Annotated in this window: 24 protein-coding genes; 14 read left to right on the top strand and 10 right to left on the bottom strand. The window is 49.6% G+C overall.

The genetic code is table 11. From position 1 onward, the window contains the following. Positions 1-4 precede the first annotated feature (4 nt). The 9 genes from RB2501_RS01360 (at position 5) to RB2501_RS16350 (ending at position 6,847) form a co-directional block, all read left to right on the top strand. Positions 5-475: a YybH family protein gene (locus RB2501_RS01360; protein ID WP_015752921.1), complete on the top strand. Its 471-nt coding sequence runs from the start codon at positions 5-7 to the stop codon at positions 473-475. Positions 476-488: 13 nt separating this feature from the next. After that, positions 489-1,715, top strand: coding sequence for a permease (locus RB2501_RS01355; protein WP_041326885.1), 1,227 nt, complete (start codon positions 489-491; stop codon positions 1,713-1,715). Between the two features lie 2 nt (positions 1,716-1,717). Beyond that, entirely contained in the window at positions 1,718-2,470 is a 753-nt protein-coding gene (locus RB2501_RS01350) for a heavy-metal-associated domain-containing protein (RefSeq protein WP_015752919.1), read from the top strand. Between the two features lie 26 nt (positions 2,471-2,496). Continuing rightward, the gene (locus RB2501_RS15695) at positions 2,497-2,904 is read left to right on the top strand and encodes a DUF2911 domain-containing protein (RefSeq protein WP_015752918.1); all 408 of its coding nucleotides are present in this window, start codon (positions 2,497-2,499) and stop codon (positions 2,902-2,904) included. Position 2,905: 1 nt separating this feature from the next. Further along, positions 2,906-3,613 carry a PepSY domain-containing protein gene (locus RB2501_RS01335; RefSeq protein ID WP_015752917.1) on the top strand — a complete coding sequence of 236 codons (708 nt, stop codon included), beginning with the start codon at positions 2,906-2,908 and terminating at the stop codon, positions 3,611-3,613. A gap of 24 nt (positions 3,614-3,637) precedes the next feature. Then, on the top strand, positions 3,638-4,126 hold the full coding sequence (locus RB2501_RS01330; protein ID WP_148214265.1) for a DUF305 domain-containing protein: 489 nt from the start codon (positions 3,638-3,640) through the stop codon (positions 4,124-4,126). A 28-nt stretch (positions 4,127-4,154) separates the two neighbouring features. Continuing rightward, positions 4,155-5,966: an efflux RND transporter periplasmic adaptor subunit gene (locus tag RB2501_RS01325; RefSeq protein WP_012813851.1), complete on the top strand. Its 1,812-nt coding sequence runs from the start codon at positions 4,155-4,157 to the stop codon at positions 5,964-5,966. Between the two features lie 464 nt (positions 5,967-6,430). After that, the gene (locus tag RB2501_RS01320; protein WP_012813850.1) at positions 6,431-6,628 is read left to right on the top strand and encodes a hypothetical protein; all 198 of its coding nucleotides are present in this window, start codon (positions 6,431-6,433) and stop codon (positions 6,626-6,628) included. A gap of 9 nt (positions 6,629-6,637) precedes the next feature. Further along, a complete protein-coding gene (locus RB2501_RS16350) occupies positions 6,638-6,847 on the top strand; it encodes a GDCCVxC domain-containing (seleno)protein (protein WP_083760665.1) in 210 nt (69 codons plus the stop codon). Between the two features lie 159 nt (positions 6,848-7,006). Here the strand turns inward: RB2501_RS16350 and RB2501_RS15690 are convergent, their stop codons facing one another. The 3 genes from RB2501_RS15690 to RB2501_RS01305 all read right to left on the bottom strand — a co-directional run bounded on the left by RB2501_RS15690 (position 7,007) and on the right by RB2501_RS01305 (position 9,828). Continuing rightward, positions 7,007-8,014, bottom strand: coding sequence for a site-specific integrase (locus RB2501_RS15690; protein ID WP_238528086.1), 1,008 nt, complete (start codon positions 8,012-8,014; stop codon positions 7,007-7,009). A gap of 485 nt (positions 8,015-8,499) precedes the next feature. After that, positions 8,500-8,685, bottom strand: a complete 186-nt coding sequence (locus RB2501_RS01310) for a CsbD family protein (protein ID WP_012813848.1) — start codon at positions 8,683-8,685, stop codon at positions 8,500-8,502. 195 nt (positions 8,686-8,880) lie between these two features. Then, positions 8,881-9,828, bottom strand: coding sequence for a DUF4382 domain-containing protein (locus tag RB2501_RS01305; RefSeq protein WP_238528085.1), 948 nt, complete (start codon positions 9,826-9,828; stop codon positions 8,881-8,883). Between the two features lie 409 nt (positions 9,829-10,237). Here RB2501_RS01305 and RB2501_RS01300 point away from each other — a divergent pair, with 409 nt between their 5' ends. After that, complete coding sequence (locus RB2501_RS01300) at positions 10,238-10,954, top strand: FAD-binding oxidoreductase (protein ID WP_041326884.1); 717 nt, start codon at positions 10,238-10,240, stop codon at positions 10,952-10,954. 43 nt (positions 10,955-10,997) lie between these two features. On the opposite strand, the gene ccsA is transcribed toward RB2501_RS01300, so the two are convergent. The 7 genes from ccsA to RB2501_RS01265 all read right to left on the bottom strand — a co-directional run bounded on the left by ccsA (position 10,998) and on the right by RB2501_RS01265 (position 18,865). Continuing rightward, positions 10,998-14,168, bottom strand: a complete 3,171-nt coding sequence (gene ccsA, locus RB2501_RS01295) for a cytochrome c biogenesis protein (RefSeq protein ID WP_012813845.1) — start codon at positions 14,166-14,168, stop codon at positions 10,998-11,000. Then, positions 14,165-14,962, bottom strand: coding sequence for a CPBP family intramembrane glutamic endopeptidase (locus RB2501_RS01290; protein WP_012813844.1), 798 nt, complete (start codon positions 14,960-14,962; stop codon positions 14,165-14,167). The genes ccsA and RB2501_RS01290 overlap by 4 nt, the downstream gene beginning before the upstream one ends. 207 nt (positions 14,963-15,169) lie before the next feature. Beyond that, positions 15,170-16,522 (bottom strand): hypothetical protein, encoded by a 1,353-nt coding sequence (locus RB2501_RS01285; RefSeq protein WP_012813843.1) that lies wholly within the window; start codon positions 16,520-16,522, stop codon positions 15,170-15,172. A 73-nt stretch (positions 16,523-16,595) separates the two neighbouring features. Next, positions 16,596-16,937, bottom strand: coding sequence for a plastocyanin/azurin family copper-binding protein (locus tag RB2501_RS01280; RefSeq protein ID WP_012813842.1), 342 nt, complete (start codon positions 16,935-16,937; stop codon positions 16,596-16,598). Next, positions 16,937-17,461, bottom strand: coding sequence for a DUF4142 domain-containing protein (locus RB2501_RS01275; RefSeq protein ID WP_012813841.1), 525 nt, complete (start codon positions 17,459-17,461; stop codon positions 16,937-16,939). Before RB2501_RS01275 ends, RB2501_RS01280 begins: the two co-directional genes overlap by 1 nt. Before the next feature lie 50 nt (positions 17,462-17,511). Next, positions 17,512-18,198 (bottom strand): GTP cyclohydrolase I FolE, encoded by a 687-nt coding sequence (gene folE / locus RB2501_RS01270; protein ID WP_083760664.1) that lies wholly within the window; start codon positions 18,196-18,198, stop codon positions 17,512-17,514. Position 18,199: 1 nt separating this feature from the next. Continuing rightward, positions 18,200-18,865, bottom strand: coding sequence for an FAD-binding oxidoreductase (locus RB2501_RS01265; RefSeq protein ID WP_041327379.1), 666 nt, complete (start codon positions 18,863-18,865; stop codon positions 18,200-18,202). A 122-nt stretch (positions 18,866-18,987) separates the two neighbouring features. Here RB2501_RS01265 and RB2501_RS01260 point away from each other — a divergent pair, with 122 nt between their 5' ends. The 4 genes from RB2501_RS01260 to dinB all read left to right on the top strand — a co-directional run bounded on the left by RB2501_RS01260 (position 18,988) and on the right by dinB (position 21,968). Continuing rightward, a complete protein-coding gene (locus RB2501_RS01260; RefSeq protein WP_041327378.1) occupies positions 18,988-19,680 on the top strand; it encodes an RNA polymerase sigma factor in 693 nt (230 codons plus the stop codon). Beyond that, positions 19,677-20,033, top strand: coding sequence for a carboxymuconolactone decarboxylase family protein (locus tag RB2501_RS01255; RefSeq protein ID WP_012813837.1), 357 nt, complete (start codon positions 19,677-19,679; stop codon positions 20,031-20,033). Before RB2501_RS01260 ends, RB2501_RS01255 begins: the two co-directional genes overlap by 4 nt. A gap of 111 nt (positions 20,034-20,144) precedes the next feature. Next, positions 20,145-20,510 (top strand): hypothetical protein, encoded by a 366-nt coding sequence (locus RB2501_RS01250; RefSeq protein WP_041326883.1) that lies wholly within the window; start codon positions 20,145-20,147, stop codon positions 20,508-20,510. Between the two features lie 243 nt (positions 20,511-20,753). Further along, the gene (dinB, locus tag RB2501_RS01245) at positions 20,754-21,968 is read left to right on the top strand and encodes a DNA polymerase IV (RefSeq protein WP_012813835.1); all 1,215 of its coding nucleotides are present in this window, start codon (positions 20,754-20,756) and stop codon (positions 21,966-21,968) included. Positions 21,969-22,024 lie beyond the last annotated feature (56 nt).

Raw genomic sequence — 22,024 nt, 5'->3', positions numbered from 1 at the left:
AAAGATGAGAAAATTAACTACAATCTTAACGCTTTTCGCAATAACCACGAGTCAAGTGTACTGTCAAAATGCGAAGAAGGAAAAAGAAGCTGTGCTTAAAGTAATGAAATCATATAAAGAGGCCCTACAAAACCTTACGACCGAAGGTACTTACGAGTTATTTGCAAGCGACTCAGAAGTATTTGAATCCGGTGGAGTCGAGGGCTCCTATGCGCACTACATAGAACATCACCTAGGACCAGAATTAGAGCATTTCAAAAAGTTTGATTTTTCAGATTATCAAATTGATGTAGAAGTGGACTTGCCCTACGCATTTACTACTGAAACCTACATCTACACCATCGTTCTCAACCCAAATGATAAAGGCGAGGGTAGAACGATAAAGAAAAAGGGGGTGGCAACTTCTATCCTTAAAAGGGTAGATGGTAAATGGCAGATAATAAAAACACATTCATCATCCAGAAATGCAAAATAATAAAATTTAACCTGTGAGTGAATTTTTACAACAATGGGGAGAAGCAGCCTATACGACTACCGGGTTTTTCTGGATGGCGCTTTGGGCATTCATTTTGGGCTACATCATAAGTAGTATGATACAGATATTTGTGACCGAAAAACGAATGCAGAGAACTATGGGAAAAGACGAATCCAAAAGTGTGCTGTTGGGTACGTTTTTCGGGTTCATTAGCAGCTCGTGTAGTTTTGCGGCTTTGGCAAGTGCAAAGTCTCTATTTAAGAAGGGGGCGAGCTTTGTCTCTTCTGTCGCATTCTTATTGGCATCGACCAATTTAGTTATAGAATTAGGAATTATCATTTCAATTTTTTTAGGATGGCAATTTGTGGTCGGTGAATATATGGGGGGCTTGTTATTGATATTAATTTCGTGGATTCTCATCCGTACTGTCAACCCCATAAAACTGATTGAAGAAGCACGTAAAAATCTAGAAGGGCAGGAAGATGATGAAATGTCTGACAACCAAGACTGGAAAAAGCAGATTCAGCAAGAGAATAGCTGGGCACGAGTTGCCAAGAAATACAAGATGGAATGGCAGATGGTGTGGAAAGACGTAACCGTAGGCTTTACAATTGCCGGAATAGTAGCAGCATTCGTCCCTGATTCATTTTTCCAAACACTATTCATAAATAGTGGCCAGGGAAATACCGATTTTACATTTTTGGAAATACTCGAACATGTCATCGTTGGGCCTGTCGCAGCATTTTTAACTTTCATTGGGTCTATGGGCAACATTCCTTTGGCAGCATTACTATTTGGCAAGGGCGTGAGTTTTGCTGGGGTTATGGCCTTTATTTTTAGCGACTTGGTGGTCTTTCCAGTACTGCGAATCAACGCTAAATATTACGGCTGGAAAATGTCGATTTTTATTTTATTCCTATTATTCACCGCATTAATAGTAGCCTCATTGGTGTTGCATTACTCTTTTGACCTGATGAGTATATTGCCAGACCCCTCACAGGTCAAGTTTCAGGATAAGGATCATTTCAAAATTGACTATACCTTCTATTTAAACATTTCCTTCCTCGCAATTTCAGCATTTCTGATATACTTGGGGTTTTTCAAGAGGAAGGATGTAGAGCACTCAATGAGCGAAATGGCACCGAAGAGCCCATTTCTGGAAAGCGTTCTAAAATATGCTGCTTATATCTGTTATGTGTGGTTGGTAGGTGGACTGATTGTAAAATTCTTTATAAAGTAATTATGAAACACACTTATCACATACAAGGGATGACCTGCAATGGTTGTCGTACTAGTGTTGAGGATAAGCTTTCAAAAGTAAGCGGTGTCACAAACGCATCCGTAAACCTCGAAAAGGAAGAAGCCGTTATACAAATGGATAGCTATATTGATACTGCAACATTTCAAAAAGTTCTTTCCGAAAAATATACCATTTCAGAAAAGAGGGCAGAGAAAAATGCTTTGGTGAGTACTGATAATGATGCAAATAACTTTTTCGCGAAGGGGGAGACTGAAAAATCAAAACTACAACAGCTCAAACCCTTGCTCATCATTTTAGGGTATATCGCTATTGCAACAATATTACTGAACTATCAGCGGGAAAATTGGAATAGTGCAATGCTCGACTTTATGGGGTTGTTTTTCATTGTTTTCAGCTTCTTTAAGATTTTGGACTTGAAAGGCTTTCCAGATAGTTTTAGAATGTATGACCCGCTTGCAAAAGTAGTGCCAGCCTATGCCTGGGTATATCCATTTATCGAATCAGCGCTGGGATTGATGTTCTTGATACGTTTTGAAATACCTATCGCATTGATTGCTACGCTAGTCATTTTGGGAATTACAACCGTGGGCGTTACCAAAATATTACTGGACAAAAAATCAATACAATGCGCTTGTCTGGGGACAGCACTCAAACTACCAATGACCGAAGCTACCTTTATCGAAAACGCCATTATGATTGCAATGGCAGTCGTTATGTTAACAAGAATACTTTAGGGATACACAAATTAAGAGCATCACGAATGAAAAACATGATAGTAGTATTTGGTATTTTCCTTATCGCTTCCTGCAAACAAGAATGTAAAGGGCCCAAAGAAAATGTGACGAAAGAAGTAGAAACAGTTTCTCAAGCCGCTGAATCCGATAAGAAAAAACCATTTAGTCCGCATACCGAAACAATGACTATGGTGGGCGATGCGCAAATTCCTATTGATTATTCGTCGCCAGGAGTTCGAAACCGCAAAATTTTTGATGGTTTACTTCCCTTTAATGCAAGTGATGTTGGTTTAAGGTTAAAAGTCACGCCTAAGACTACAGAAGAAATCAAGGAACATTTGGAGTATAGAATAGTTAAAGCAACAGAAACCTCTGGAACAATCTCAATGAGTTGGAAAAAAGTCTCGATTGAATTTCCTTTTAAAATAGAGTAGGATGGTCAGTAGAAAAACAGCAAAATGGATTAGAAAAACACACCGCTACTTGGGCCTCTTTTTAGGTATTCAGTTTCTGATATGGACAATAAGCGGTATGTATTTCAGCTGGACAGACATAGACGAGATACACGGTGATCATTATAAAAAGGCATCACCTGTGCAGACTTCTTTTAATGATTTGCTCGGCACATCCCAACTTGCCACAAAAGAACCCGTCCAATCTTTGGAACTACTGGAAATAGCAAATGAGCCCTACTATTGGATTAATGAAGCACAGCTTTATAATGCTAGAACAGGTCGAAAGAAAAATGGAATCTCTAAAGAAGAGGCACAGCAAGTTGCAAGTAGGTATATGTTAGCCGATTTAAAAATAGCTGAAATTCAACGAATCGATACGGTAGATAAACATCACGAATATCGAGGTCGTCCACTTCCGGCTTATGAAATTTCGTATGAAACACCTCAAAATTTAAAGGCCTATGTTGCTATTGAAAATGGTGCATTTCAAACCGTAAGACACAGGGATTGGCGTTGGTTTGATTTCCTTTGGATGACTCATACAATGGATTATCAGGGAAGGGATGATTTCAACACGGTCCTATTAAGGGCATTTTCACTTTTAGGATTGATAACAGTCTTAAGTGGTTTTGTACTATGGTACATCAGTTCCCTATCAATCAGAAAACTGAAGAAGAAATTTAAATAATTAGTAATAAAATAACCAAAAAGCATGAATTCAATCGAAAACACAACTTCAGGAAAATCAAAAAATCAGTATACACGCTTTGTTGCAATGCTTTCCTGCTCCTTTTTGGCAATGTATATCACCATGTATCTGAACACCTATGAATGGGACCATGTTTGGTTTAGCCTTACGCGATTCTATATGGTTTGCCTTGGTATCGCAGCTATGGCCATCATAATGTTTGTAGCAATGCGTGGTATGTACCAAAATAAAACGAAGAATGTGGCTATAGTTCTGGGAAGTATTATCCTCTTTACAGGGGCTTTGATCTTGGTAAGGGAGCAACGTTCTACTGTCGGTGACATACTTTGGATGAAAGCGATGATACCACACCACTCTATAGCCATTTTAACAAGTGAAAGAGCCGATTTAAAAGACCCGGAAGTAAAAAAACTGGCTGAAGAAATCATTAGAGCCCAAGAGAGAGAAATTTCTGAAATGAAAGCAATGATAAATCGCCTTCAGGAAGAATAACATTGTAGAACAATACAACAAACAAGTTATGAACAAAAATATCATTTATATTGGAACGGCCCTTATCGTAGGACTCTTGGCGGGATACTTTATTTTCAGCATTTCGGCGGAGGATGAGATAGCGGTAAAGGACTTGTCAGATATGTCAGATACGCACGACCACTCTGGCGAAACGGCCGAACAAATGTGGACCTGCTCTATGCATCCACAAATTATGCAGCCAGAACCTGGCGATTGTCCTATTTGTGGAATGGATTTGATTCCAGCGGATACCGGGACCGAAGGTCTTAGTGCCAATGAAATTAGGATGACCGAAAATGCTATGGCCTTGGCCAACATACGTACTACTGTGGTCGGTGTGGGCGGCATGGATGGAAATTCCTTAAAACTTTCAGGGAAGATTAGGGAAAACGAAGAGGCCAACGCTGTACAGGCTACTTATTTTGGAGGCAGGATTGAAAGATTGTATGTAAACTATGCCGGAGAAAGGGTGGCGAAAGGAAGACTACTTGCTACAATTTATTCCCCTGAACTGGTGTCGGCACAGCAGGAATTGTTAACCGCGACATCGTTGAAAGAATCCCAGCCTGCTTTATACAAGGCCGTCCGTAACAAGCTAAAATTATGGAAGCTATCTGATAAACAAATCAATGGTATTGAGGAGTCAGGACAAGTTCAAGAAAACTTTCCCGTTTATGCCACTGTATCTGGAACGGTAACAGAAAAACTGGTCGAAGAAGGAGACTATGTTAAACAGGGCCAGCCTCTCTATAAAATAGCAAACCTGAATTCTGTCTGGGCGGTATTTGATGCCTATGAAAATCAGATAGCATCCCTAAAGACAGGTCAAATAATCAAGCTTACTACCAATGCATATCCGAACAAAGAATTTACGGCAAAGGTATCGTTTGTGGATCCACTGTTGAATTCCACTACGAGAACGGTAATGGTCCGTGCTGTACTTAACAATTCGGAAGGCCTATTAAAACCTGGGATGTTCGTAGAGGGAAGAATAGATATGCCGAACGATGAGTCGGGTAAAGTGATAAGCGTTCCCTCAACCGCGGTGATGTGGACGGGCGAACGTTCTGTCGTCTATGTAAAGACCAACCCCGACGAACCGATTTTTGAAATGAGGGAAGTCTCATTGGGAAATACCAACGGCGAAAGTTTTACCATTTTGAGCGGACTGGAAGGCGGCGATGAAATAGTGACCAACGGAACCTTTACAGTGGATGCCGCTGCCCAGTTGCAAGGAAAAAAATCGATGATGAATGCAAAAGGCGGCAAGACGATGACGGGTCACGAAGGACATTTAGGAATGCAACCAGAAAGTAGCGAAACGTCCGAACCTACTGTTGATCATGCCAAAATGGACAAGCGTTTAAAGGTTTCCAATAATTTTCAAGAGCAGCTGAAAGTTGTTTTTGAAGGGTACACGCTTTTAAAAGATGCCTTGGTCGCCGACAACGCGGGTAAAGCCCAGTCTTCTGCAAAAGAAATCGGGAAAAGCCTTGACGGGGTAGATATGAAATTACTTGAAAATGATAAGGCTCATAACCATTGGATGACTCTTCAAAAGGAAATAAGAGCCTCTGCCAATGCTATTGCAATTGCCACTGAAATTGCTGAACAAAGAAGTCATTTCAAGCATTTATCGGCCCATATGATAAGCACAATACAGCTTTTCGGCATTAATCAAACCGTTTTCAGCAATTACTGTCCAATGGCAGATAGCAACAATGGTGCATACTGGGTAAGTCTGGAAAAGGAGATTCGTAATCCGTATTACGGAGAGGAAATGTTAACCTGCGGAGAAATAACGGCCACATTACGTTAATCAAATACAGTCCAAGGGGTTATATTTTAGAAAGGTCAGGAATCCAAAAGAAGAAGATGGAAAAATTAAGAGTTATGCCAAATAACATAACTACGGCAAAAGTCGGTCTATATACCCCTCATATGTATGTGATATAAACTCTGGTAACGCTGTTTATCATGACTAATTGGAGTAAGTATAAATATTGGAGTAAGTATAAATAGTCGCATAGCGGCATTAAGTCATTTAAGATTAAGAACGACGCTGAAATCACTCTGAATTTTTAATTGTATGATGATGAGCGAGAATCGAAGGAAACGAAGAAAAAATAAAAGAAAACCCACAAAAGATGGTATTAGTAGGAAAGACAGAGTTTATGGCATACTTGCCATAGTGCTTTTGTTCTTGATAACGACAATATTGGTTTTTGTACTTGCTTTTTCCTAGAACAAGAAGTTGATTTTTTGGGAAGTCTACACCTGAATATGGATGAATATGCTTTTAAAACAATCATCGATAAAGATAACAATACCATTTTGGGCGCACATCTTATCGGGCCTCATTGTGAAGAAACCATCAATCTTTTCGCAATGGCGATAAAGACCAAGATGACCATAAGCGATTTGCGGACAATGATATTTTCATATCCTACAATGGCATCTGACCTAACCTATATGCTCTAACTATTATTTATGGAAACTACTATATTAAAATCTACGATTACCTGCCCAGAATGCGGTCACAAAAAGGCAGAAGAAATGCCAACCACGGCCTGTCAATTCTTTTATGAATGTGATAATTGCAATCAAGTATTAAAACCAAATGACGGGGATTGCTGTGTATTCTGTTCTTACGGTACTGTGGCCTGTCCACCTATTCAGCAGAACTCCTCGTGTTGTTAACTTTAGTTTATTGCGACCTCTCGATTTACCGTTGAGGTATGTGTATAAAAATACTATCCATAATCTTCATTGATATCTTACAAGATATAATATATCAAAACTCAATTCCGTAGCATCATGGGTAAGCGAAATGGTTTTGACAGCGTTCTCAATGTGAAATCAGTCAATTTGAAGAACCGGTAATTTGTCGATCGCCTCGTCTTGTAGTTTTTGCACATAATTCAGGTATTTCAAGGTACTTTGTGTTGAGCTGTGACCCATGGCATCTGCTACGGTCTTTAAATTCGCACCGTGAATAAGGAGCTGGCAGGCGAACGTGTGCCGGGCACAATAGAAGGTAATGTGCTTTTGGATCCCTGCCCGTTTCACCCAGTATTCAATTGCTTTATTTACCCCGTTGTTACTCAACTTTTGCAATTGAAAAACAAATTCATTTCGACCTTTTGGTTCACCTAAAATGATTAGGGCTGTTGGATTCAGGCGATTATTGATTATTTCTCCCGTTTTGTTTCGGTATGTAATCAAGCGGCCTTTATTGATGTTCGACCATTTCAGTAGCTTAATTTCTGCCAGGCCCAGGGAAGTATAACAGGCAAAGAGGAAAGCTCGCTTTACTTCTGAATTTCCGCAGTGAGTTGTAGCCAGAATCTGTAATTCTTTCGTATCAAGAACTTGTTTCCGGATCGTATCGTCCTTATTCGGATTCGCAAAGCGAATATCAGCCGTAGGCATTTCCCTTAAATATCCTTTAATTTTGGCCGCCTTTAAAATTTTCTTGAAACGAGTGAAATAGTTATGCGCGGTTTCGCCCGTAAGCCCGGATTCATGAATCAGATAGTCCTTAAAAGCTTCCATGACCTTAGGGGTAATTTGGGCAAAAGTCAATCTGGTATTTCCCAAAGCCACTTTGAATTTTTGAACGGCATTATGTACAATTCGAACATCCTTAAATGGATAATTGCTGAGATAATTCTCGGCAAAGTCAAAAAAGTTCAAGTTCGTAAGGTGACTTGGAATATGTCCGGTTGACTGGGAGAGGAGTTCCAATTCTCTATTAGCCCTAATTCTTTCTGCAATTCGTTTTTTCTCCGTCCGATCAGAATCCTTAGGGGAAATACGTATTTTTAAGAATTCCCTCCAACGATCGCCATGGTGGTGAATGTCCAAATAGAGACTTCTATCTCCCGATTTCAGTTTTCGACTTCTTAGATGTACGGCCATTTTCAGGTGACGGAAAAGTGACGGTTTAGGACTAAAAATAGGAAATAGAAGGAAATCAGCAGAGAACTTTAACAATTTAAAAATCTGATAAACAGATAAATAGAGGCATTTTGAGTCAAAAAAAATGAATTCATAAATCCCACCCGAGGTACGAATAAACCAAAAAAAGAGTGAAATGCGAGCGGGCTTCCAAAAAAGAAGCTCGCTTCTTTTTTGGAAGTAAGCGAAGCGTTTCTTTTTTTGGTTTTCAAAACGAGCGAGTAGGGAAGCTTGCCGTCAGGCAAGCAATCCCACCGCGAAGTTTTGACTTGTTCCTTATTGAGAATGTGTTGATGGAGCGAGTAGGGAAGCTTGCCGCCAGGCAAGCAATGCCGTATCGACAAAAAAAAGCCCCCAACGGAGGCTTTTTGCGGTTTTCAATCTCGGGGATCCTACCAACTTTCGATCTCCTTGCGGATTTCCTCCTTGCGCTTCCCGGTTTTTTCCTGGATGCGCCCAAGCATTTCGTCGAACTTGCCTTCTGAGAAGGTGACGTCGTCGTCCGTCAGGTTGCCATAGCGTTGCTTGAACTTGCCTTTCACCTGATTCCATTTTCCTTTCAATTCTTCATTCGTCATGATATGGGTTTTTGTTGTTATTAACTTGAATACCCATAAGATAAGATGATCACAGGGGACAGGGGTGCCCGGACGGTTCGAATATTTGCTCCAATGGATTTGCTGCCACTATTCGCTCCGATAGGGAGCATAAATAAGCCCCAACGGCATTCCGCTGGGGCTTCATTCAGATATTTGATCCGGTTTTATCCGGGGTTACAACGTCCCGGTTACGGTTACGTTCGCGCTGAGTTGCAGGGCGGCGGACAGGGTCAGTGCCCCGAGGTTCAGCCCGGTGGTGGATTCCACTTCCAGGAGGGTTGCAAAATTCACGCTGCCTTCGGTTTCCTCATAGGATGCAAAGACCAGCTCGTAAGTGCCTTCCTCCAGGAAATTCAGGCTGTAGGAATTGTCCAGGCCGCTCACCTTGCTGCTGGTCACCGCATTGGCAAATTGCACTTCGCCCTGGGTTTCAGCCTCCGCATTGAAGGTCCCTTCCGGGTAGGCGTAAACGATAATGGTTTCTGCGTAGTCCTGGGAATCGGTAACAGTACCTTCAATCTCGCCGGTTGCCTGTTCGTTAACCACGCGGATACCTGCCTCGAGCTGGCTCGTGGAGGCAAAGGCGTAATCGGCCTCCAGGGCCCCCTGCGACTTGGTGATGGTTTTCCGCAGGTCAAAATCGATGACGATTTCGTTGGCTGCACCGGCGATGACCTCAAAGCCGTCGGTCACGCGGATGGTTTCGGCCGAAGCCTCGAGCTCCTCTTTTGTCCCGTTGGCCAGGGCGATGTAATTGGCCGGGGTGTTCCCGGCCGCATCGGTTTGCGTATCCAGGACCAGTTCCAGGGAGGAATAGCTGTCCGCAGCCAGGTCGAGCTCCCCGAGTGTCAGGGTTTGCCCTTCCACCAGGGCGGAAAGTTCGATGGTGGTCTTGGAGAATCCCTCCAGGGACTGCCCGTCGACGCGGACGTCGGCCAGGGTGACAAAGACGCCTTCCACCTGGGCGTCGTCAATAGGGGCATCGGTGATTTTAAAGGTTGTCTGCGAGGTTTCCTCCGGCATGGATTCACCTCGGTCGTCGCTGCTGCATGCAGTAAAAGCGGTTACTGCCGTTGCGAGGATTACAGATTGAATCGTTCGTTTCATGTTTACTCGTTTCATGGTGTGTTGTTTTTTGGGGTTATAACAGTTATATACCCGTTTACCCTATCCGCTGGATGTTAAAATTTTTTTAAGGGTTTTCTATCTCCCTGGCGCCCAGAATTTTATTTTTTTGAGAGTTTTTTCCGGGCACGCCCCTGGTTTTTTAGCACACATCCTGCAGGTTTTGTTGCTAATTTGATGCAGAGAGAGCATGCCGACCGGACGATTGTGATGTGGTTTAAATTGACCTGGGCATTACTGTTCGGATTCCATTACTAGCGCAAAGCGATCGTACAGGCAACTGAGACTGAGGACCTACTCCTTTTATTTCAGGCTGGGTTTGGAGGTATATGCGCCGGATGTGTTATCAGATGTAACCCCAGGGGCGTACACGAATCCAATAGATAAATTGACTAAACAACACACCATGCGAGGATTTATTTTTCCCTATCAGGTCAGTCTTCTCGGGATTGAGCGCGTTAACCAGGATATCTTCCGACTGCAATTGGAAAAACCAGACGGTTACACCTTTAGACCGGGTCAGGCTATTGATGTAAGTATTGCGGAACCAGGACATGAGCTGGATGTGGCTCCTTTTACCTTGTTCAACCGTCCCGCGGACCCCTATCTTGAGCTGATCGTGAAAATCCGCCCAAACCCGGGGAGTCTCACTGGCAGCCTATCCCGCCTTTGGCCGGGGGCCACTTTACAGATAACCGCTCCCTGGGAAGTATACAGGTATATTGGCCCCGGGGTATTCCTTGCTGCCGGTACCGGCATTACTGCATTTCTACCTCTCCTACGGGAGCTTGCGGCCCAAGGTAAACAGTTGTATCCGGATCATCACCTGGTTTATGCCATTAGCGAACCGTCCGACATGCTCTATGAGGAGGAACTCGCATCCCTCTTAAGTCATGGCTTTACCTGTGTTGTGAGTCGGAGTCCGGTGCCAACGGGGAAAGGCTGGTATACGGGGCACATTTCCGAAAATCTGTTGCGGCAGGTGGTCCATAAAGACGCTTCCAATTATTATGTCTGTGGCCCGCGCTCTTTTGAAAAGTCGATACACGGCTTGCTGCTGGGCATGGGCGTTGATGCTGCGCACGTACAGACCGGATACCCAATCTATAAGGAGGCACTTTGAGCGATCCTTAGGAATTCGGACCCGGATGGGGCATTTCAAGAGGTTATACGTGGTGTCGATGTGCTTTTACATAGGATACCACCCCAAGAATACCAACGACCCCGATAGCATAAAAGACCACGGAGGGGGTAACCAATTGCTCCCCACTAGCATAAGCATGCAGGCCGGAGAGGTAGAAGTTTACCCCAAAATATGTCATCAGGATGGCCGAATACCCCACAACCCCCATCATGGCAAAGACCCACCGGCCTCGCAACCCCGGGACCAGGCGCATGTGGATGATCAGGGCATAGACCAGGATGCTAACCAATGCCCAAGTTTCTTTTGGGTCCCAGGCCCAGTAGCGGCCCCAACTTTCGTTGGCCCATTGCCCGCCCAGGAAATTTCCTATGGTCAGCATCACCAGGCCCATGGTCATGGCCAGTTCGGCTAAAAGCAGGAGCTGGCGCAGGGGCGCTGATAGGGAGGTGCGGTTGCGTCGGTTCAAAAACACCATACCCGCCAGGACCAACAGGCAGAGAATCATGGCTACGGTGAACGGCCCGTAACTGGCAACGATAATGGCTACGTGGATCATCAGCCAATAGGAGTTCAGTACGGGTTGCAGGTTTGCTACTGCCGGATCGAGCCAGTTCCAGTGGGCAACCATCAGGATCACGGATACCACAAAGGCCGTGGAGGCCATGGCAAGAGCCGATTTCCGGCCCAGGTAGATCCCGAACAGCATGGTGGCCCAAGCAATGTATATCATGGTCTCATAGGCGTCGCTCCAGGGGGCGTGTCCTGCGATGTACCAGCGTAATCCCAAACCCGCGGTATGGATGGCATAGCACAACCACAGGACGGCCATGAGCAGTCGAATTCCCAATCGGAGGGGTCGCGACGCCCGGAAAATCCCTCGAATAGCCAGTGCCAACAAGAGCAGGCCCCCAAAGAGGTAGGCCTGAACCAGGTTTTTGAACAGGTTCAGGCGATTGTACAGCATTTCTGTCCTGATTTTCAGAGGGTTTGGGATCACCTCCGCTCCGTGGTGGCGCTGGAAGCGTTCCAGGTGCCTGAGAATGGTAGTTGCTTCGGTGTAGTCGCCGGTCCTGGCAGCCGTGCTGCAGGCATCAAAGTAGATGGGCAATGCCTGGGCGATGAAGGTGGAATCCGGAGCGGTAAGGGTCTGGGCTTTTTCCCCAAGTTCGGCGGTTGAAATCCACAGGTTCATGTCGTGACCGGGGAGGGGGAACAGCCGCATGGCCCGTCCAGAGAGGATCGCATGCAACAGATGCACCCGGCCGTCAACGGCAATGAGGTCCTTTTGGAACTGGCTGGGGATGCGGGCCCGGTGCGCCGTTTTTACTTCGGCCTCGATCTTATATCCCCCATCCCCCCGAAAAAAGGCCACCAGGGGCACGCGGTCCAGCGGTACGGATATCCCAAGCAAATTACGCAGGGGCCGGCTATCCTTGCCCAGGTAGATCAGGGGGACGTTGAACCAGATTTCGGGCAGTTGCAGCATGGAATGTACCACCTGGTCTGCCGTCAGGTTGCGGTACACCTCCCGTTTGCTGAGTTTGCGCAGGATCTCCGAAGCATAGCTGTCCATGGGTTTCATTCTGCCGTCAGGATCCTGCACGACCAACCCGGCAAACCGGGAGGTGTGGTCAGGAGGTGGGGCATAGTAGTCCACAATGGAATCCAGGCGGGCCTGGATCTCCGGGTGCGTAGGGTCCGGGGACTGTTGCGCCCCCAGGGCGCCGCTCAGGGTGAGTGTCAGGCCCAGCACCCCTGCCCGGGAGGCGGCATGGGCGTTCAATTGCCGGACCACCCGGGCAAAGCGGGTATGCCTGCTAAAGAGCACGCCAAGGAGACCCAGGTACAACAGGAAGTATCCCGTATAGGTGATCAAGGTCCCGGCGGCATCGTGGTTTACCGATAGGATGGTCCCTTTTTCGTCCGCATGGAAGGAGGCCTGGTAAAACCGAAACCCCCCGTGATCCAGGACATGGTTCATAAAGATGTCCGCCTCAAAGGTCCGGTCGGGGTCCCGGACCAGAACCCGGCTTTTAAACCCGGAATACCCGGTTTGTGTGCCAGGGTACTTTTGGGCGTCGAAGTCCAGGAGTTCCAGGGCAAATGGAAGACTGTGCAGCTTGCTGCCGTAGCTCAGTTCAAAATCCTTCCCGTCTATGTTGAGGTGCACCGGTTCCCCGGCGGCCCTGGCCTGGCCCAGGACCACGGTGTCCCGAACGGAATCCCCCGCCCGGATTTGCAGCAGGAGGGCATCCGGGGATTCCCCCCGCTGTTCAGCCCTTGCGGGTTCCAACAGGAGTATGCCCGCCCTGGGGGGGGCGGACAGGGCAAACTGCAGGTCGCCAAAGCGATAAAGCCCCCGTCTGGCCCTTTCATTTACCCTGCGGGGCAGGGGGGTGGATTCCCGGGAAACCATGTCGGTATGGGAGCCGGCCCGGAATGGGCTTAAATACAAGGTGTCCGAGATGTAGGTGAAATTAAACGCTCCGGGTTGTGGTGCATTCAGTGTAAAGAGGTGTCCGTGGAAGTTTGTTTTCACCCCCTCCCTGAGATAGTGTTCATGCCGCTCATCCCGGTGCGTCTCCACAATACGGAGATACAATGCCCCCCCGGTTTGCTCCCTAAACCGGTAGCGTGCATCAGGAATAAAGTCTCGATACGACACCTGGATGGGGCTACCGTTGAACTCGGTGTGCAACTCAAAGCGATTGTGCCAGGGGGTGGCCCCGGATAGTAGTACGGGGCGCTCGATGATGCGACGGGTAGGTGTCGACCCCCTGGGTTCCTCCATGGCAACCCTCAGGTAGGCCTCATCCGAGTATACCGTATTGGACACTTCCCCCTCCCGGATGGTCATTAGCCCCGTATACCCAAAGTACCGGGTTACAAAGGCCCCTAGGATAATGATCACAAGACTGGCGTGTACCAGGAGTACGGGCCATTTGCGCCGCTTTTCCAGGCCGTATTTGCGGATGTTTAGCAGGAAGTTGACCACGAAGAGCAACATCAGGCCCTCAAACCACCAGGCCCGGTAAACCAGGGCCTGGGCCGCCGGGGTGCCCAGGTCGTTTTCGATAAAGGTGGCCCATCCCATGGCGACACCCAGGGCTAGAAAGAGCAGGGCCATGAGCCGGGTACTGCCCAGGTAAGCCAGGATCCGGGAAGTAAAATGCGTGGGGCGCACTCGATTCATGGCGTATATCCAACGGGTTGGCCGGGCTTGAGCCAGAGGGTGTGCCGGGTCACTTCCAGCGGGATGTTGCGTCGTCGCTTATAGAACAGGGTCAGGCCAATAATGGCACCGATCGTAACGATGCGAAAGACATTGGCATAGACGCCACCGAGGGCATTGTCACTGACCGCAAATAGCATCCAGGCCAGGTTCATAAACAGGTGCAGCATGACTGGAACCCAGATGTTGTGATCCCACTCCGCATAGGTCCAGGCAAATACCACGGCCCCGAGGAAGGTGGTAGCAAAGACCCCCAGCGAAATCCAGAGGTCCTGGCTCTGGTACAGGTGAATAGCGGCAAACAGGAGCGCCCCCAGGGCCACCGCTGGGATGAAGCCCAGGCGGGTATACCGGTAGAGTTGTCCAAAGAGGAACCCGCGGTAAAAGACTTCCTCAAAAAAGGCAGCTGCAAGACCTGAAATCAACAAGCCGTTCAAGGTGACCTCCCGGGAGGGCGAAAACAGGATCGCATACCCCAACACCATGGGCAGGGTGCATAAAAAAGCAAAGCGCACCGCGCGGCCTAACGGGCCGCTTAATCCCAAAACCTTGAAAAAATCCTGGGGCCGGTGCATGATTAACAGGCCCAGGTACAGGGGAATTCCGGAGAGGAGGTAAGCCAGGTTGTGGCTGGTGCCCCGTTGGTTGACCACCTGGTCTATCCCATTTCGAACGGTGCCGAAATACAGGTCGTCCAGGCCAAAATACACCCCAAAGGCAAACAGGGTGGTAAAGATGATTTTTGAATTTTTCATGAGCTATGGTTTTGATTGCAATAACTGTCGTGTTCTAGATCGGGATCCCTGGCCGGAGAGTGCCTGGCTCCTGTCCAGGTAACATCCCAGACGTCCCGCCGGGCTCCTTCCCTCGGATTTCGGCAGCAATAAATCCCAGACCCGTCGTAGAGGACGAACGGGTCTGGGGCAAACAACAAACCAACCAACTTAAACCACCAAACCATGCTATAGGGACATCAGATATTCGCTGAGGTCGTTCTTGTCTGCGGTTGACAGGTTCAGCTGAAAGTGCGAATCGTAGTGATCGATCACTTCCGCCAGAGTGGCAAAGCGCCCGTCGTGGTAAAACCCTCCCTGGGTCCGGGCCCACAATCCCCGGAGGGGAGTGGTCCGGTATTTCCCGGTGGGGGACCTTTTGGCCTCAAAATCGTCGATGCCAATTTCCTCGGCCGTATGGAGGTTCTGGCCCGCATCGGTAAAGATGGGGGCAATGTGGCAAGTGGCGCACTGGGCCACGCCTTCAAAGACCACCTTCCCACGCTCGGCCGCAGCCGCGTCAAAGCTTCCCACGGGGGGGATAGGCGCTTTTAGCGAGAGTTGGTAGGCCTGCAGTGCCGGCAGTTTCCCGGTAATGAGGTCTGGGGAATTCGTCACGTTTCCAAAATTGTTTTCGGCCGCGATGGGGAACTGGATCGGATCATTGAGCCGTGCATCTGTAAAGTTACCCTGCCCGTGCATTTCAAGGTTGGCCACAAAGGCATTCCAGTAGGTTACGTCCCCCCACCCGGTATAGGTGGCCAGGTGTACCCCCTGTAGTCCGTAGGCCGCGGGAAGCAAGTTCGCCGCGATGGACCCGTCGGGTTTGGTGGCAATCCCGTCTGCCATGAGCCCGGCGTTGAATTTCCCGGGCCCCCATCCGGTAAGTACAGTGCGCACCGTGGCCTCGTCCACATGCAGGAGGTCGGCCAGGAATTGGGCGTTATCCGTAAGGGATACGATCACCCCCACATTGAGATCCCTGTTCGGGTACCCGTCCAGCCGCTTGCCGATCCCGTCGGCAAAGGAATCGTCTACAGTAGAGTGGCACAGTGCACACGTAATTCCGATTGAGGACAAATCACCGTTGTCATCGAAATTCCCCTTCACGCCCACTACGGAATTCAGGCGGAGGAGTTCCACCGTAGTAGCCGGGTCCTCGAGGTCTACCTGCCCGGCCTGGATGGCCGAGACCACCTCGGAGGGCAGTGCTTCGGCATCTACCTTGAGCCCCACAACCAGGGCGGTAGCCGGGCTTACACCGTCGCCGTAGCCCCCGTTGGCCTCCCCGAGGATCGCCTTGTCCAAGTGGAGAACTCCACTCCAGAACGCCTCATCCCCAAAGGTGTCGTGCCGGAAGATTTCCTTGCCTTCGGCCACTAGGGAGGGGTCCAGGAACAGGGTGTCAATTTCGGTTTGGATTATGGTGTCTGTTACGGTTTCCGTGATGGTTTCCGTAATGGTTTCAGTTTTGGTACACCGGGTAAGAAGCCCGGCAGCCAGCAATAAGCTGCCTGCTGCTGCGATATATTTTTTTTTCATACTTAAGTTGATTTGACTATTTATCGACGTTGTTGAATACGCGTTTGTTATACACTGTCGGGGCTAAGGAACCCTACTCTACCACTATGGTGCCTTTCATCACTTTGTGAAGGTTGCAGAAGTAATCTACATCCTCGGTGATTACCCGACTCCAGGATTCATTTTGCCCGAAGGGATGGGAAGTCCAGGCCCGGGTTTTCTCTTCGGTGACGTCGTGGGGGACAAAATCCTTGTTGACCCATACAACAGTATCCCCTGGATTGACGTGCAGTTCGGCCGGGTTGAATTTCATTCTGAATATCTCCACCGTGTGCCTTTTGGGGAGCCTCGCATCGGGGATTGCCTCACGGTCGCTTCCGGTGATCAGGGTTGCCCAGAAGCCCAGGGGAAATAGTAATCCGTAAACTATTTTCATTATTTGCCCAATTTCTTCTGAACCATTTCGGCATGGCCCAAATGAGCCTCTAGGGCCGGTAGGACCGTTTGGAGCAACTCCTTGAGTTCCCCATTTTCGGTATTGGGGACAAGCACGTCGCGAATGGCTTCGATCACCGCTTTGTGATAGGCCACTTCGTTGGCGATGTACCGGGCGTCGAATGCCTTGCGAGGCGCTTTGCGCAGTTCCTTCTGGGTCAATCGGGCATCGGCCAGCATGGATTGGCTGATTGGGTTATCCTGGGGTTGTACCCCTAATTTTGAAACCAGGGCGGAAGCTTGTCCGATGACTGCCTGATGGTCCTGGACCATTCGTTTCGCAAAATCAAGGATTTCCGCGTTCCGGCTTTTTTTTATGGCCATTTCGGCAAATTCAATGTCGATTTGGTTGGCGACCACCGCCACCGAGGCGATTTCTGCATCACTGAGGTTGGTTTTGTCCTGCCCCAGCAGGGTTGCCGATGCAAACAACCCCAGGCAACAAATGATTACTAGTTTTTTCATGGTATGTATTTATTAGAGCTTTCCTTTTGGATGCTATAAACCGGGACAGGTTACAAACTGCCCTGCATTTTTAGGGAAGCCATGAATTCGGCACGGGTATGCGTATTCTGGAACTGACCCAGATAGCAGCCGGTGCGCGTTATGCTTTTGGCGTCTCGGACGCCCCGGGAGGCCACGCAGAGATGCTGGGCTTCCACAAAAACCGCCACGTGTCGGGTTTGCAGCAGTTCGGAAAGGGTGTCTGCAATTTCACGGGTGAGGCGTTCCTGCAAATGGGGTTTCCTGCTCAGGTAATCCACCACGCGGTTCACCTTGGAGAGCCCCAGCAAGCGGTCACCCGGGATATAGGCCACGTGGACTTTGCCAAAAAAGGGGACAAAGTGATGCTCGCAGTAGGAATAGAGCGTAATGTCGTTCACCACGATCATCTCGGGGGTGCCGGGGGCTTTTTCAAAGAAGGAGATTCTGGGGAAATTCTTCGCGGAAAGGCCCCGGAAGGTCTCGTTCACATACATTCGCGCTACGCGCATGGGGGTATCGGCCAGGCTGGTATCCGAGAGATCCATCCCCAGGGCCTGCATGATCTTCCCAAAATGATGCGCTATAGTGTCTATCTTTTCGCCCCTGGACCGATCGGGTATGCCGGGCGCCCCCACGGCGCCGGGACTTACAGGGTCGGCCTCCCCATTGCGTTGGGATTCTTGGGTACGGGCACCTGGTTGAGCGTCTTGCTTCATATCAATATCCTATTTGGATTTGCGCCTCGGCCGCACCCTGGTTGATCAGGTATCCCTTGATGGCCCCGGAAAAGGCTTCCGGGCCGCAGATGTAGAAATGTTCGGAGAAGTCCGATACCTTGTCCTTGAGGTAGGCCTGGTCTAGGCGCCCGTAATCGAGCTTGGAATGATATTCACGGCTCAGGATGTTGATGAACCGGGAGCCCAGGGCTTTATTTAGGGCTTGCTTGTGGATGATATCCGCTTCAGTCTTGTTGGCGTAAAGCAGGGTGTGGCCCGGGATACGCCCGGAAAGGGAGAGTTGGCGGATCATGGGGATAAATGGGGTAATTCCGGAACCGGCTGCAATAAACACCCCTTCGCCCCGGTAGTCGTAGGAGTCCCAGGCCGCGGTGATGATCAGGGGACCATTCTCCCCTAAACGGGACAGCGCCTGGGTAAACCCGCCATGGTCGGGGTATACCTTGACGATCAACTCCAGGTAGGGGTCGAAGGGGAGGCTGGTCAGGGTAAAGGGCCTGAACTGCTGTTCATATCCGGGGTTGTCGATGGCCACCTCTATGGCCTGGCCAATCCCATAGCGGTATCCGTGGGGTTTGGAAAGGCGGAGGCAGAGTGTGTCATGGGTAAGACGCGAGATGGATTTGATCTGTACGTGGTAGTTCATCTGAATCATAGTTTTACCGGAAGTCTTCTTCCGAATTCGTAAATTGGATGTAGAAGGGAACGACGGGTTACAAATTTGTAACCTGGGGATTTTTGGAGCATCTAATGGGAAACAACACCTTCATGGATATACAAACCACACCAAAAGAAAAAAAGGCCGGCGACATAGCCTCCCGGCCCGACCCGTGGATCATCGAAGCTGTGCTCGGCGGGGACAAAGAACTCTTTGAGGTCCTGATGCGAAGACATAACGAGTTGATGTACAGGACAATACGAAGCTACCTTTCTCGGGAGGAGGACATAGAAGACTGTATGCAGGAAGCCTACATCAAGGCGTATCGCAAATTGCGGCAGTTCAACAACGAATCCCAGTTTTCGACCTGGCTCATCCGCATAGGGATCAACGAAGCCCTGATGCGAATCCGAAAGGGCAAACAAATGCTCACCGTGGAGATTAACCAAGATGCGGAGGCACCCCAAATACCCGATAAATCCATTATGAACCCAGAACGTATCACCATGCACAGGGAATCCCTGGCCTATATTGAACACGCCATTGACGCCTTGCCCCGGAAATACAAAATCGTGTATATGCTTAAGGAAGTCGAAGGGTTGGAGATCAAGGAGATTTCCAAGAGCCTGGATTTGAGCAACAGCAACGTCAAGGTGCGCCTCCACCGGGCGCGCAACATGATGAAGGAATACCTCTTCAAGGCCACGGACACCAGAACTGTCTTTGAGTTCGGGAATGCCCGTTGCGACCGGGTGGTGGAAGGCGTGCTCACCTGGATGCGCAATGAATCCCGTGCGCTATGAGTACCACATCCGACAACCTGTTCCCGGGGTCTACCCGGGGGCTGTTCAACAAACAGGCCGCCCTGACCCCGGAAACCAGCGATGCGTGGCGCACCTTTAGCCAAACGGTTTTTAAACCCGGGGCCCTGGACGTTCGGACCAAGCAGTTGATCGCCCTGGCCGTGGGCCATGCCACCCGCTGCCCGTATTGTATCCGGGCCCATACCGCCCAGGCCCTGAAGGCAGGAGCATCGGCGAAGGAAATCTCTGAGGCGATTTGGATTGCCGCCGAAATGAGCGCGGGGGCCGCCAGTGCCCATGCGGCGATAGCCTTTGACGAAATGGAGCGGCAGGGATATGGGGAGAATCGGTAACAACTGGTCGTACCTCCGAAAAATTTCCGATGCCCCAGTTGAAATACTCGCACTTATGTAACCGATTCCCTTAAGTTTCATCCAAAGGGTGATAATTCTAAAACCCTTATTATGACTCTGGAAAGTGTTTATCTCGTAAAGCGCGTATTGCAGTATACTTTTGGCCTGGTGCCCATTGTGGCCGGACTGGATAAGTTTACCAATATCCTGACGGACTGGTCCCAATATGTGTCTGCCGGTTTATTGGACCTGATCCCGGTGGAGGCCGGTGTTTTCATGTCTGTGGTGGGGATTGTGGAGATCGCGGCAGGCGCTCTGGTCCTGCTCCGTCCGATGATCGGGGGGATCGTGGTCGCCGCCTGGCTTGTGCTTATTGCCCTTTCCCTTCTCCTCACGTGGAGCTTTGTGGATGTGGCCGTCCGCGACCTGGTGATGGCTGTGGGAGCTTTCTCCCTAGTGACCCTCTCCCGGAAGTGATCTTTTGGAGGTGATTTTGAAACGGGGCATTGCCCCGTTTTTTTTTGTCTGCGATCATCCCGAAGTATGGGGGTGCGCAACTTGATTCATTGGAACCCTGACCCACCTACCTACCTGCCCTTTAACGAACCTAACCCCCCGCCCTGCAACGCCCCGGCATTTTTAACAATTTATAAATTGGAATAATTCCATAAAAACGGAAAATATCCATAAATTAGCTTCCCTCTTTTTTTGAGAAACGCTATGCAAAAAACTATCCTACACCTGGACCTGGACACCTTTTTTGTCTCGGTGGAACGCAAGCTGGACAGCCGCCTGAAAAACAAGCCGATCCTGGTGGGCGGGCTCAGCGACCGGGGCGTGGTGGCGGCCTGCAGCTACGAGACCCGGGGGTACGGGGTGCATTCGGGCATGCCCATGCGGATGGCCCGGGAACTCTGCCCGGAAGCGGTGATCATCCGGGGCAATGCGGGTACCTACAGCAAACACTCGGACGAGGTCACGGACATCATCAGGGAACAGGTGCCCCTGTTCGAAAAGTCGAGTATCGACGAGTTCTACGCGGACCTGTCCGGCATGGACCGGTTTTTTGGCTGCTACCGCTACGCCTCTGAACTCCGGGAGCGCATCATCCGGGAATCCGGCCTGCCCATTTCCTTCGGGCTTTCGGTGAACAAGGTAGTGTCCAAGGTGGCCACGGGGGAGGCGAAGCCCAACAACCAGCTCAAGATCGATTTCGGGTACGAGAAGCCTTTCCTGGCCCCCCTGTCCATCAAGAAGATCCCGATGGTGGGGGACAAGACCTACCAGACGCTCCGCAACCTCGGGCTGCGGCAGGTCCGGACCCTGCAGGAAATGCCCCTCGATGTGGTGCAGCGGGTGCTGGGCGCCAATGGCACGGTCATCTGGAAGCGCGCCAACGGTATCGACAACCGCCCGGTCATCCCCTTCTGCGAGCGGAAGTCGATTTCCACCGAGCGCACCTTCGACCGGGACACCATCGACGTGGTGCGCCTGCGCGGTATCCTCACCGCCATGACCGAGAACCTGGCCTTCCAGCTCCGGCGGGGCGGCAAGCTCACCGCCTGCGTCACGGTCAAGCTGCGGTATTCGGACTTCAACACGTATTCCCGGCAGCTGCGCATCCCGTATACCTCTGCAGACCACATCCTGATTCCCCGGGTGATGGACCTTTTCGAAAGGCTCTACGACCGGCGGCTTTTGGTGCGCCTGATCGGGGTCCGTTTCAGCCACCTGGTGCCGGGGAATTACCAGATCGACCTGTTCGACGACACCCAGGAAGCCCTGAATTTGTACGCGGCCATGGACCGCATCCGGGAGCGCTTCGGGGACAAGAGCGTCCTGCGGGCCTCGGGGATGGGGGCCCGGACCATCGGCCGGATGCAGAACCCGTTTAACGGGCAGCCGCCGACGGTGCTGGCGCATCGGAAACAGTAGTTGATTTGAAGATTTGCCGATTTGAAGATTTGAAGATGGGGATTCGGGAGCCAGCC

Origin of the sequence: Robiginitalea biformata HTCC2501, assembly GCF_000024125.1 — a bacterium.
In the GTDB taxonomy this organism is placed as follows: Bacteria; Bacteroidota; Bacteroidia; order Flavobacteriales; family Flavobacteriaceae; genus Robiginitalea; species Robiginitalea biformata.
This window is presented reverse-complemented; position numbering and strand designations above follow the sequence as displayed.

What these genes read in the sequence shown, in the direction of transcription:
- RB2501_RS01280 (WP_012813842.1), bottom strand. Translation starts at nt 16,937, where the DNA reads ATGAAAATAGTTTACGGATTACTATTTCCCCTGGGCTTCTGGGCAACC.
- RB2501_RS01350 (WP_015752919.1), top strand. Translation starts at nt 1,718, where the DNA reads ATGAAACACACTTATCACATACAAGGGATGACCTGCAATGGTTGTCGT.
- RB2501_RS01260 (WP_041327378.1), top strand. Translation starts at nt 18,988, where the DNA reads ATGGATATACAAACCACACCAAAAGAAAAAAAGGCCGGCGACATAGCC.
- RB2501_RS01320 (WP_012813850.1), top strand. Translation starts at nt 6,431, where the DNA reads ATGGATGAATATGCTTTTAAAACAATCATCGATAAAGATAACAATACC.
- RB2501_RS01250 (WP_041326883.1), top strand. Translation starts at nt 20,145, where the DNA reads ATGACTCTGGAAAGTGTTTATCTCGTAAAGCGCGTATTGCAGTATACT.
- RB2501_RS01305 (WP_238528085.1), bottom strand. Translation starts at nt 9,828, where the DNA reads ATGAAACGAGTAAACATGAAACGAACGATTCAATCTGTAATCCTCGCA.
- RB2501_RS01285 (WP_012813843.1), bottom strand. Translation starts at nt 16,522, where the DNA reads ATGAAAAAAAAATATATCGCAGCAGCAGGCAGCTTATTGCTGGCTGCC.
- RB2501_RS01255 (WP_012813837.1), top strand. Translation starts at nt 19,677, where the DNA reads ATGAGTACCACATCCGACAACCTGTTCCCGGGGTCTACCCGGGGGCTG.
- RB2501_RS01300 (WP_041326884.1), top strand. Translation starts at nt 10,238, where the DNA reads ATGCGAGGATTTATTTTTCCCTATCAGGTCAGTCTTCTCGGGATTGAG.
- RB2501_RS01330 (WP_148214265.1), top strand. Translation starts at nt 3,638, where the DNA reads ATGAATTCAATCGAAAACACAACTTCAGGAAAATCAAAAAATCAGTAT.
- RB2501_RS01290 (WP_012813844.1), bottom strand. Translation starts at nt 14,962, where the DNA reads ATGAAAAATTCAAAAATCATCTTTACCACCCTGTTTGCCTTTGGGGTG.
- RB2501_RS01360 (WP_015752921.1), top strand. Translation starts at nt 5, where the DNA reads ATGAGAAAATTAACTACAATCTTAACGCTTTTCGCAATAACCACGAGT.
- RB2501_RS01335 (WP_015752917.1), top strand. Translation starts at nt 2,906, where the DNA reads ATGGTCAGTAGAAAAACAGCAAAATGGATTAGAAAAACACACCGCTAC.
- folE (WP_083760664.1), bottom strand. Translation starts at nt 18,198, where the DNA reads ATGAAGCAAGACGCTCAACCAGGTGCCCGTACCCAAGAATCCCAACGC.
- RB2501_RS01265 (WP_041327379.1), bottom strand. Translation starts at nt 18,865, where the DNA reads ATGAACTACCACGTACAGATCAAATCCATCTCGCGTCTTACCCATGAC.
- ccsA (WP_012813845.1), bottom strand. Translation starts at nt 14,168, where the DNA reads ATGAATCGAGTGCGCCCCACGCATTTTACTTCCCGGATCCTGGCTTAC.
- RB2501_RS16350 (WP_083760665.1), top strand. Translation starts at nt 6,638, where the DNA reads ATGGAAACTACTATATTAAAATCTACGATTACCTGCCCAGAATGCGGT.
- RB2501_RS01275 (WP_012813841.1), bottom strand. Translation starts at nt 17,461, where the DNA reads ATGAAAAAACTAGTAATCATTTGTTGCCTGGGGTTGTTTGCATCGGCA.
- dinB (WP_012813835.1), top strand. Translation starts at nt 20,754, where the DNA reads ATGCAAAAAACTATCCTACACCTGGACCTGGACACCTTTTTTGTCTCG.
- RB2501_RS01310 (WP_012813848.1), bottom strand. Translation starts at nt 8,685, where the DNA reads ATGACGAATGAAGAATTGAAAGGAAAATGGAATCAGGTGAAAGGCAAG.
- RB2501_RS15695 (WP_015752918.1), top strand. Translation starts at nt 2,497, where the DNA reads ATGAAAAACATGATAGTAGTATTTGGTATTTTCCTTATCGCTTCCTGC.
- RB2501_RS01325 (WP_012813851.1), top strand. Translation starts at nt 4,155, where the DNA reads ATGAACAAAAATATCATTTATATTGGAACGGCCCTTATCGTAGGACTC.